Source organism: Moorena sp. SIO2C4, assembly GCF_010672485.1.
GTDB classification, from domain to species: Bacteria; Cyanobacteriota; Cyanobacteriia; order Cyanobacteriales; family Coleofasciculaceae; genus Moorena; species Moorena producens.
On sequence record NZ_JAAHGN010000138.1, the window covers coordinates 1 to 10,696 of the forward strand.

Annotated in this window: 7 protein-coding genes; 4 read left to right on the forward strand and 3 right to left on the reverse strand. The window is 45.4% G+C overall.

The genetic code is table 11. From position 1 onward, the window contains the following. Positions 1 to 39: 39 nt before the first annotated feature. The 3 genes from thrS (at position 40) to F6K20_RS10260 (ending at position 4,441) form a co-directional block, all read left to right on the forward strand. Entirely contained in the window at positions 40 to 1,857 is a 1,818-nt protein-coding gene (thrS, locus tag F6K20_RS10250) for a threonine--tRNA ligase (RefSeq protein ID WP_008184612.1), read from the forward strand. Between the two features lie 217 nt (positions 1,858 to 2,074). Then, positions 2,075 to 2,275, forward strand: coding sequence for a hypothetical protein (locus tag F6K20_RS10255; RefSeq protein WP_044493271.1), 201 nt, complete (start codon positions 2,075 to 2,077; stop codon positions 2,273 to 2,275). Between the two features lie 696 nt (positions 2,276 to 2,971). Then, positions 2,972 to 4,441: an FG-GAP-like repeat-containing protein gene (locus F6K20_RS10260; protein WP_008184619.1), complete on the forward strand. Its 1,470-nt coding sequence runs from the start codon at positions 2,972 to 2,974 to the stop codon at positions 4,439 to 4,441. Positions 4,442 to 4,538: 97 nt separating this feature from the next. On the opposite strand, the gene F6K20_RS10265 is transcribed toward F6K20_RS10260, so the two are convergent. From F6K20_RS10265 to F6K20_RS10275, 3 genes are all read right to left on the reverse strand, one after another. Next, complete coding sequence (locus F6K20_RS10265) at positions 4,539 to 9,614, reverse strand: WD40 domain-containing protein (RefSeq protein ID WP_008184621.1); 5,076 nt, start codon at positions 9,612 to 9,614, stop codon at positions 4,539 to 4,541. Positions 9,615 to 9,643: 29 nt separating this feature from the next. After that, positions 9,644 to 9,784, reverse strand: a complete 141-nt coding sequence (locus F6K20_RS10270; RefSeq protein WP_287294595.1) for a hypothetical protein — start codon at positions 9,782 to 9,784, stop codon at positions 9,644 to 9,646. 104 nt (positions 9,785 to 9,888) lie between these two features. Further along, positions 9,889 to 10,068 carry a hypothetical protein gene (locus F6K20_RS10275; RefSeq protein WP_154659797.1) on the reverse strand — a complete coding sequence of 60 codons (180 nt, stop codon included), beginning with the start codon at positions 10,066 to 10,068 and terminating at the stop codon, positions 9,889 to 9,891. Between the two features lie 303 nt (positions 10,069 to 10,371). Here F6K20_RS10275 and F6K20_RS10280 point away from each other — a divergent pair. Then, positions 10,372 to 10,696 (forward strand): redoxin domain-containing protein (locus F6K20_RS10280; RefSeq protein WP_287294597.1); only part of this gene is annotated, 325 nt, incomplete at its 3' end.

A 10,696-nucleotide genomic window follows, 5' to 3' on the forward strand; every position in this document is an offset into this window, starting at 1 on the left:
TGTCATAGCGCGTTACTCAATTCCATAGAACAGTCACCGATGGTTAACTCAGAACCCTCCGAACAGCCTGAAAAAATTCATTTGCCCCGTACTAGCGAATCCGATACCCTAAAAAGGCTCCGTCATACGACGTCTCATGTGATGGCAATGGCCGTCCAGAAGCTATTTCCGAAGGCTCAGGTGACTATCGGTCCTTGGATTGAAAATGGTTTTTATTATGATTTCGACCAGCCAGAACCGTTTACTGAGCAAGACCTCAAGAAAATCCAAAAGGAAATGGTCAAAATCATTAAGCGGAAGCTTCCGGTAATTCGGGAAGAGGTGCCACGGGAAGAAGCTCAACAGCGGATCAAGGAACTGGGTGAACCCTATAAACTGGAAATTTTAGCAGATTTAGAAGACCCGATCTCGATTTACCACCTGGGGGATCAGTGGTGGGATTTGTGTGCTGGTCCCCATGTAGAAAACACTAGTGAAATCAACCCGAAGGCAATTGAATTGGAAAGTGTGGCTGGGGCTTACTGGCGAGGGGATGCGAGTAATGCTCAACTCCAGCGCATTTATGGTACAGCTTGGGAAAACCCAGAGCAACTACAGGAATATAAGCGCCGTAAGCAAGAAGCCCTGAAACGGGATCACCGTAAGCTGGGTAAGGAACTAGGACTGTTTATCTTTTCTGACCCGGTTGGACCAGGATTACCGCTGTGGACCCCCAAAGGAACGGTTTTGCGTACCCTTTTGGAAGATTTCCTCAAGCAAGAACAGGTTAAACGAGGTTATCTACCAGTGGTGACACCCCATATTGGTCGAGTGGACTTGTTTAAGGTATCCGGTCACTGGCAGAACTATAAAGAGGATATGTTCCCGATGATGGCTGAAGATGAGGAAGCAGCAGCCGCAGAACAAGGGTTTGTCCTAAAACCGATGAATTGCCCCTTCCATATCCAAATTTATAAGAGTGAATTGCGCTCCTACCGGGAGTTGCCCATGCGCTTGGCAGAGTTTGGAACAGTGTATCGCTATGAGCAATCTGGGGAACTGGGGGGGTTGACCAGGGTGCGCGGTTTCACGGTGGATGATTCTCACCTATTTGTGATGCCGGATCAGTTGGATCAGGAATTCCTCAGTGTGGTGGATTTAATCCTCTCAGTGTTCAAAAGTCTGCAAATGAAGAACTTTAAAGCACGGTTGAGTTTCCGTGACCCGGCCTCGGATAAGTATATTGGTTCGGATCAGGCTTGGGAAAAAGCCCAATCAGCAATTCGCCGTGCTGTGGATACCTTGGGCATGGAATCCTTTGAAGCACCAGGGGAAGCGGCATTTTATGGCCCGAAACTGGACTTTATCTTCCAGGATATCCTGGACAGGGAATGGCAGTTAGGAACGGTACAGGTAGATTACAACTTGCCAGAACGATTTGATTTGGAGTATGTGGCAGAAGATGGTACTCGCCAACGCCCGATTATGATTCACCGTGCCCCCTTTGGATCCCTGGAGCGCCTAACTGGCATATTGATTGAACAGTATGGGGGAGACTTCCCCTTCTGGTTAGCACCAGTACAAGCACGATTGTTACCAGTAGGGGATGCACAGTTGCCTTTTGCTCAGGAAGTGGCAGCAAAAATGCGATCGCATGGGATTCGAGCAGAAGTCGATACCAGTGGGGAAAGGCTCGGTAAAGCAATTCGTAATGCCGAAAAGGCTAAAATCCCCGTGATGAGTGTGGTTGGTGCCAAGGAAGTCGAAGCCAATAGTTTGAATATTCGTACCCGTGCCGCTGGGGAGTTGGGCATGATGCCCATAGACCAGGTTGTAGAGAAGATGGAGCAGGCAAATCGGAATCGAGAGAATTTTTAGATTCTCAAGGGAGTAGGGGAAGAGAGTGAAGTGTGGGAGGTGTGGGAAGTGTGGGGAGATGGGGAGATGGGGAGATGGGGAGATGGGGAGATAGGGAGATAGGGAGATGGGGAGATAGGAAATATTTTTATAGGGTTTCTGATATTTATCAGGTACAGTCAATTTTCTTCCCCCCTCAAGATGCAGTTGCTAATGGGACAAACTACAACCGTTGCTGATGGGGAAACCCTCTCAGGTCGGCGCTGCATCTGTTGTGGAAAATTCTTCCCACACTCCCCCCTCTCCCCACACTCCCCTCTCTGCCCACACTCCCGATTCCCGATTCCCGATTCCCGATTCCCTTACCCCAGCCCTATATCTCTCCTCAAAGTATTTTTTACAACAACTTTATTCGTTTAAAGATTTAGTAAATTTTTAGTGAAGTAGCTCAATTACTTCGGATTGATATGTAATACTGTTTTTGGTAGATAAATCAGCCATCCATCTTAACTAGTTTATTGTTCTAATAGCTAGCAATTTAAAGTAGCAAAAGAAAAAACACCTAAGCTCAGGGGAGCACTTGATATCTAGTATTTTCATTTGAGACCTCTACTAGCATTGCTAGAAAAAGCGATGCAGCAATGTAGCTTGCTAGCGCAATAGTTTGCCCAATAGATTGGTTTTGGAAAACCTCCCGGTGCGCTTGACCCGTAATTTAATTCGCCACGGGTCGCACCGCTAGAAGCGAAGGTCACAAGAGGATCCAATAAGTTTTTGGTGCCAAGAAAAATCAGCATTAGCTTTCATGATCGATTTGGTTTTGGTAGATCACCTGGACTCTTGATTAACGACAGAATTCTTAGGGTTGCTGAATTGAAGTATGAATGCGCGATCATCTAGTTTTGTTAAAGCCCCCTGTTAAAGCCCCCGTGAGTCCCCCAACTTTGCGGTGCGACCCAAGGGCGATTTACTCGCCCTAGGAGGCGCGCACCGGGGGGGACTTTGGGAGTTTTGTTCCCCCCAAGCGAGCAATCCCTCGCTTGGGGGGCTAGGGGGGCAAAATCATACCCAGAATCAGCAACGCCAAGGAGATCAACCCAACATCAATAAACTGACACAGGACGATTAAAACTATATGAATATTCCCAACGATCAATTCTGGACTCAATCCGTATTTCCTTCCGGAGGCAATGAAGCCTATGACCGCTTCGGCACTAGCTTAACTGGAGGAGATTTCAATGGTGATCGTCGGGGCGACTTGGCTATAGGCACACCCAACGAAGATGTTGGTGGGGAAACCAACAGAGGTAAAGTCAATGTCCTCCGAGGATCTTCAACAGGCTTAACTAGCTTTGGTAGCCAATTGTGGAACCAGGACAATCTTGCTGGCAGTTCAACTGAAGCTTTCGATCGCTTCGGAGATACCCTGATCTCAGGGGACTTTAATGGGGATGGTTACGATGACTTAGCTGTAGGCACACCTTACGAAGATTGGGGATCGACTACAAATACCGGCATAGTTAACATTATCAATGGTTCTTTCTTTGGTCTGACCAGCACTGGTAACAAATTCTTCACCCAGACAGCCTTTCCTCAGGGGGGTGATGAAGCAGGTGACCGCTTTGGTAGCAGCTTGGCTGCGGGAGATTTTGACGGGGATGGCTATGATGACCTGGCTATCGGTGCTCCTTATGAAGATCTTGATGGGAACAGTGACGTAGGTAAAGTCAATGTCCTCCAAGGATCTTCAACAGGCTTAACTAGCTTTGGTAGCCAATTGTGGGAGCAAAACAATCTTAGTGGTAGTTTTAATGAAGCTTTCGATCGCTTCGGAGAGACCTTAACCTCAGGGGACTTTAATGGGGATGGTTATGATGACTTAGCTATAGGAACGCCTCACGAGGATTTGGGATCGATTAAAGATACTGGCATAGTTAACATTATCAATGGTTCTTTCTTCGGTCTGACGAGCACTGGTAACAAATTCTTCACCCAGACGGCCTTTCCTCAAGGGGGTGATGAAGAAGGTGACCGCTTTGGTAGCAGTTTAGCTGCCGGAGATTTCAACGGGGATGGCTATGATGACCTGGCTATTGGTGCTCCTTATGAAGATTTGTCAAATGGGAATGTAACCGATGGAGGTAAAGTTAATACCCTCTATGGTTCTGTAACAGGCTTGACTACCACTGGTAGCCAATTCTGGTCTCAAGACGATCTCATTGTCAGCAACCCTGAAGCATTTGACCGCTTCGGAACTACCTTAGCTGTGGGCGACTTTAACAACGACGGTTACGATGACTTAGCAGTGGGAAGTCCCTATGAAGATATCGATTCAATCACTGATGCTGGGGCTGTAAACATTATCTACGGTTCCGTCTTTGGCTTGACTACTACTGGTAATCAGTTTTGGAGCCAAGCTAGTTCTGGCGTTAACGATATAGCTGAGGAGTACGATAACTTTGGATCTAGCTTGGCGGTGCAGGACTTCAATGGGGACGGCTACGATGACTTAGCCATAGGAGTTCCTGGTGAAGACCTCGGAAGTATTATCAATTCTGGTGCTACTCAAATCCTCTATGGCTCAGCCAGCGGTCTAGTTGTATAGAGCAGCTTGTTTATAGCAGTATTTAGCTAGGGAACAGCGGATCACCGGAACAGGGAACAGGGAAAAAATCCTGTGTACCTGATTAGACTAAAAAAAGCTATACTCCCGATTCCCGACTCCCGTTCCCCTCCTGGGAGGGGAACGGGGTGGGTTCCGATTCCCGATTCCCGATTCCCGATTCCCCATTCAACAGTTCTGGTAAAACCCCATCACACAATTTGCGATCGCTTTCACTCAAGGTCGGATTATGGTTCAAATAGTCCCTGATCCAATAGCACCCCTTCACCAATAAATCCTTTAAATCAGAGCTTAAATCAGAGGTAGTGGTATGACTCCCCCTGGTAACTATCCCCTGTCCAGGTTTTACACCTAGGACTGTACTGTCATTAATCGGTCCGCCAACGGTTTTGATTTCTGTACCATCGATATTCCAGATTTTAGCAGTACCATCTTCACTGACCGATACCAAAGTTTCACCATCAGCCAGGAAACAGGCATTGCACACAGGAGCAAGATGTCCTTTTAGGGTTTTGAATTCCTTACCATCACGAGTCCAAAGCTTTACCGTCCTATCAGCACTAACTGAAGCAATAATTTGACTGTCAGGACTAAAAACAACACCTCTAACTCCTGCTTGATGTCCTTGTAAGGTAGTGATCAGTTTACCATCCAAACTCCATAATTTCACCGTTTTATCAGCACTAGCGGAAGCCATAATTTCACCATCCCCACTGAATCTCAAACAGACAATTTTTAGACTATGGGCTGGAATCGTATCGATTAAGCTACCATCAAGATGCCAACGTTTAATGGTTTTATCTTCTCCAGCGGAAGCCAGCATTTGACCATCCTGACTGAATCTAATGGTATAGATTTTAGCAATATGACCGTTAAGAGTATTTAAGAGTACTCCCTTATCCTGTCCATACTTATCATCAATCCCCCACAGCTTGATAATTCTGTCATTGCCCGCAGAGGCCAGGATTTTACCATCAGGACTAAAACTTAGACTCCTAATACTCAAACCATGGGCTGGAAAGGTTTGCAGTAATGCTCCATTAAGATGCCAAATTTTAATGATACCATCGACACTAGCAGTGGCTAATAGTTTTGCTTTAGGACTAAAACTGACACTCCTGACACTAGCTTGATGTCCTGAAAATGTTCTGAGTAATGTGCCTTCTAAATTCCATAGTTTCACTGTTTTATCTTCACTAGCTGAAGCATACTGCTGACCGGTAGAATTAAAACAAAAGCCGATCAGTTTACCAGTATGGCTTTGCTGAGTATTCAGTCCAATGCCCTTAAGACTCCAAAGTCTGATAGTTTTATCTACACTAGCAGAAGCCAGTAGCCGTCCATCGGGGCTGAAACTTACCCCACACACAGACCCTTTGTGTCCTCGTAAGGTCTTGAGCTTAATGCCATCAAGGTTATACAGTCGAATTCGATTATCTTTACTTGCTAGTGCTAATAGTTGACCATCGGGACTAAATCTAACCCGATAGACTGGCAAGCCATAATTATCGATGGAGTTGAGTTCTTTGCCATCTATATTCCAGAGTTTAGCGGTACCGTCCCAACTCCCGGAAGCCAGCATCTGACCATCTGGACTAAAGCAGACACTCAAGACACCCCTAGCATGACGATTGAAAATTTTGGGCCAACTACTGTGTAAATTCCAGAGCTTGATAGTGCCATCTTCACTAGCGATCGCAAGGGATTTACCATCAGGACTAAAACTAATCCCAAAGTTAGCAGGACCAAACCTGGTCAGGGTTTTAATCCGAGTACCATTAGGATGCCAGAGCTGGATCGTGCCATCCTTACTAGCAGCAGCAATGGTTTGACCATCGGGACTAAAACTAATGTTGAAAACTTGGTTTTTATGACCTCTGAGAGTTTTCAGTAACCTACCATCCCGTTGCCAGAGTTTGATGGTGCTATCAGCACTAGCAGAGGCAAACATCTCACCATTGGGACTAAAGTTAATGCTAAACACTTGCTCCTTGTGGCCCCGACAGCTTGTCAAAGCTTTCCCATCAATTCCCCAAATCCTGATCGTGCCATCTTCACTAGCAGAGGTAATTAGTTTACCATCAGGACTTAAACAAACACCAAATACTCCCGCATTATGTCCTTCCAAACGATTGCACTCTTGCAAGTTATTGATAATTTCCTGAAGCTGATTGACTTGTTGCTGTTTGATATCAGGAGTAACCTCTGTGGTGAGTAATCGTTTACCAGCTTTTACACTAGCGACCAATGCTCCTAACTGGTCGTGGGAAGATAGTAGAGCTTGAGATAGAGAATTAAGGGCTTTAATTTCTGCAATTTCTGCTCGTCTTCGTTCCTCTTGTTCTTGATGGAGTGCTTGCTTTAGTTCTTCTTTGGTGAGTTTTAACTCCGCTAGGATTTGAGGCTCTTGTCCTTGGCGAATAAATGATACTAAATAATCATGAACTAACTGATAACGATCAGCGGGGTATTCTGGCACTTCAAAGACTAACCCAGAACCCACTAGCACTTCTAATCCTAAATCTAGTTGCTCCTCTTCTAAGTCCAAATCTTCCGCTAATTCAGCCTTAGTCTTTAGGGGCCGCATCCCGTTTTCATCGGTAAGCAAATACAAAACAAGTTTAGTGATTCGTTCGTTCTCTTCACCACAGTCTTTAATAGCTGTTTCTAGGTATCGTTCAACCAGTTTTTCCTTAGGACCTTTGGCTATATAATCTGCTAAGGTGGTAATTTTTTCCGCTTGGAGCTGAGCTCCTACCACTTGCAATTCAATGGGGAGCACCTCATTGGTATCTCCTGCTAAATCCTTAACTAAGGCATCCGTTAGCTTTGGCTCTAGAGAAAATGCCGTGTGTTCAGTTAAGCTTTGAATAACTGATTGAGCTTGCTTTGGGGAAAAGTTACCGAGATAGTAAAGAATTGTTTTATCTAAAATATTGTTGTTGATGACATCTAAGTTAATTAGACGGTTACACTCTAACAAATAATGAATGTCATCTTCTCGAAGGGATAAAATAATTTTAACATAGGGAATATTCAAACAATTCTTCAGGAAGTCATAGAAAACCAGTCGTTGTTTTATGTCTTTGGCAGCAAAGAAAAATTCTTCAAATTGGTCAAAGACTAAAACCACTAGGATATTTTCTTCTGTTATTTTCCAGAATGTCTTGAGAATTGCGCTTGTTGTTTCGAGAGTATTAGCCTGATAGTTAATCAGGTGTTTTTCGGCCAGAGACTTGGCTAAGGCTTTCCCAAATTCCGGAATCCAATCGGTATAAACTTGCTGGAAAACCGTTAAAACCTCACGGGAGCCAATGGTTTTTTGTTTCAAAGTGGGAATTAACCCAGCTTGGACAAGGGAACTTTTACCTACTCCTGATTGACCATAAATTACCGTTAGTTTATGGTCACTACGGCCCATACGTTGCATTAAGCGATTAACATCCCCTTGTCTACCAGAGGCCGCAATGGCTGGGGTCACAGAATTGTGGTATTCTAGATCTGGTAATGCTGGGTTAGTTACCTGTTGTTTAGGCTGCAATCGACCAGCACCAATAAAGGCTCGAAAATTGTACTGCTGCTCAATGGAGCGTCGTTCTTGTTTAACCCGAAAAGCAGTCAAATAGTTACCTTGTTGGCAGTAGCACTGGCGCAATTCTTCTAAAATCCGAATGTAAAGGTCTGGATCATACTGGGGTTTGGTTCTGGCTTTAGCCGTTTCCAGAGTTGTCAGACTGTCTTGGATTTTAGCTTGCTGCTGTTGCTGTTGCGATCGCGCGGCCCCACGATGCGATCGCGCTAGAGACAATAAATACCAACCTTGGTGAAATGAGCGCTCCCAATCACAATCGGTATCGAGTGAGCATGAGGTTGGTGTACAGAATTCAGACAATGCCTCTTCTAAGATTGACAGAGCCTGTTGGGCTAACTGTTGCGCGTTAGTCCAATCAGATTTCCATAAAGCAACTTCTGCTAAAAAGCCATAGGCTCGCGCTAGTCTAAAGGGATTACCATAGGTTTGATGGAGAGTCAAGGCTGTGTTAGCAACCGCCTCCAACTCATCCCACTGTCCCAGTCGTTGCAGTACTTCTGCCCAAGGATTAATAAACTTGGCAACTAAGTCTGGTCGCTGAGCCTGTTCAAAGACCTTAATACATTGCTGATAATACTCTGCGGCATGACCACAAGCCACTTTATGTTCAGCCCGATGTCTCTCACCATAGGTACGCCACCATAATCCTAAATAATACAGTAAGCATCCAATCCGCTCTGATGAGGAGGTGAATGTTTGGGGTTTTCCCTCGGTTGCCCTGGCCTCTGGCTCAATCTGCTGCCAAAGGGCTAAACTACGCTGATAATGTTCCAGAGACTCTTGTGATGACCCATCACCGGCACGACCCAAGACAAATTCTAAACTGGCTTCTAACGGTGGGTCTAATCTGACTTTACGATGGTTTAGCTCATTCTGGGCTGACTTTAACTCGGTGCGGCGAGTCGAACCAATGCCCAAATTCAAGTCATCATTGTCTAGAAATCTACCAGCACCAGAGTTTAATACTTTGCCATAGACCTGATTGACGGTTTGCTCGATAAAATCAATTAACTCATCCGTTGCCATCTCAAAGCCAATGGGAGTAGCAGCCCAACTGGTGAAATCTGGTGCTACTCGTCTGAGCTTGTGTTGGACCTGATCGGTTACCCATAACACCAGGGGGAAGGGGAACGTTTTGCGAAATTCATCCCGTGCATTATTGGTAGAAACCAATAGCCGATCAATATCCTTGACTAATTCCAAATTGTGAACAATCACGGCATTGGGTAGTTCTGAAGTCAGTTCCGCTTGAACATTGCTATAGAGGTTAAGAGCCGATGAGGCCAAAGCCCTGGAGTGAAACTTAATCTGGTAGTGTTCTGTCAGTTGTTGTGTTAATCGCTGCCGCAATGATTGATAATTACAACGGGCTAAAATCAGAGAAAATTGTCCCTGAGAAAATGCGATCGCCCGTGCTAGCATTCTTAATGATTCATTGTTATTGTCATTGAAATCTTTGGGTTGGACGGTCATATTCATTCCAACTGTTGTGCTTCTGCCAAAATCGGATTTACGCCCTGACCATCCCCTCTGCTGATCTTGGTCGCCATGGAGCGCGTTCATGGGGGGGTTTCTACCATGAGTGACTACTGCTAACCCTTAGGGTTCCCTCCCTTGGGCAACGGTTGTGCTTTCCAAGGGTAGCGCGTTCGCGTAGCGTGGCCGAAAGGCCATTGTTTTATGACAAGGGTTTGATAGGGATCTTCATCTTTTACTCGCCTTTGCTGCAACACCTGAAACAGTCATTCCCATTCATCATCGGTAACCGCTGGCACCAGAATCTTCCGTTCCTTTCTGATTACCTTTTCCAAACAACTCCCTCTTGGAAGTGGATATATTATACCACGTTTTTTTGGTTGAAGGTTGAAGGTTGGTTGATTGAAGGTTGGTTGATTGAAGGTTGGTTGGTTGAAGGTTGGTTGATTGAAGGTTGGTTGGTTGAAGGTTGGTTGGTTGAAGGTGGTTTGGTTGAAGGTTGAAGAGGGTTTGCTGGTTTGGTTCTGGGTCGGATTACCATATATAGCAGAAGTCAGAAGTCAGAAGTCATTTGTCAGAAGTCAAACTCTTGCGCTTACAAAGGGTGTGAGACTTTTGTCATGTCCTAACTGCCCTGGCGACTGCTATAGCACTACCCATTCAGATGTTTGACATTCCTAAACTCCGAAACTTAGTCATAGCTTACTTGCGGACTTGCGGACTTGCGGACTTGCGGACTTGCGCGTAGCGCTATATCAGATCATAGCCGTTGCCATGGGATCTGATATGGTAGGCAAGGTTAGAAGAATATAAGTTGTCACCGCAATAGTTTAGGAGTAAAACGATGGCACTAGTTAACTCGACAATGTTGTCCTTAGGTACCAAAGCACCAGAGTTTCAGTTACCGGATGCGGTTTCTGGGGAGACGATTTCCTTAGACACCTTTGCCGGTAAGCAGGGGTTACTGGTCATGTTTATCTGCCGCCATTGTCCTTTTGTTAAACATGTACAGGGAGAATTGGCTAAGCTAGGGAAAGACTATGCCGATGCTAATATCGGTATGGTGGCGATTAGCGCTAATGATGCCGATAATTACCCGGATGATGCTCCCGATAAACTTAAGGAAATGGCTCAGGAGCTGGGATTCACTTTTCCCTTCTGTCATGATC

What these genes read in the sequence shown, in the direction of transcription:
- F6K20_RS10265 (WP_008184621.1), bottom strand. Translation starts at nt 9,614, where the DNA reads ATGAACGCGCTCCATGGCGACCAAGATCAGCAGAGGGGATGGTCAGGG.
- F6K20_RS10255 (WP_044493271.1), top strand. Translation starts at nt 2,075, where the DNA reads ATGGGGAAACCCTCTCAGGTCGGCGCTGCATCTGTTGTGGAAAATTCT.
- thrS (WP_008184612.1), top strand. Translation starts at nt 40, where the DNA reads ATGGTTAACTCAGAACCCTCCGAACAGCCTGAAAAAATTCATTTGCCC.
- F6K20_RS10260 (WP_008184619.1), top strand. Translation starts at nt 2,972, where the DNA reads ATGAATATTCCCAACGATCAATTCTGGACTCAATCCGTATTTCCTTCC.
- F6K20_RS10275 (WP_154659797.1), bottom strand. Translation starts at nt 10,068, where the DNA reads ATGGTAATCCGACCCAGAACCAAACCAGCAAACCCTCTTCAACCTTCA.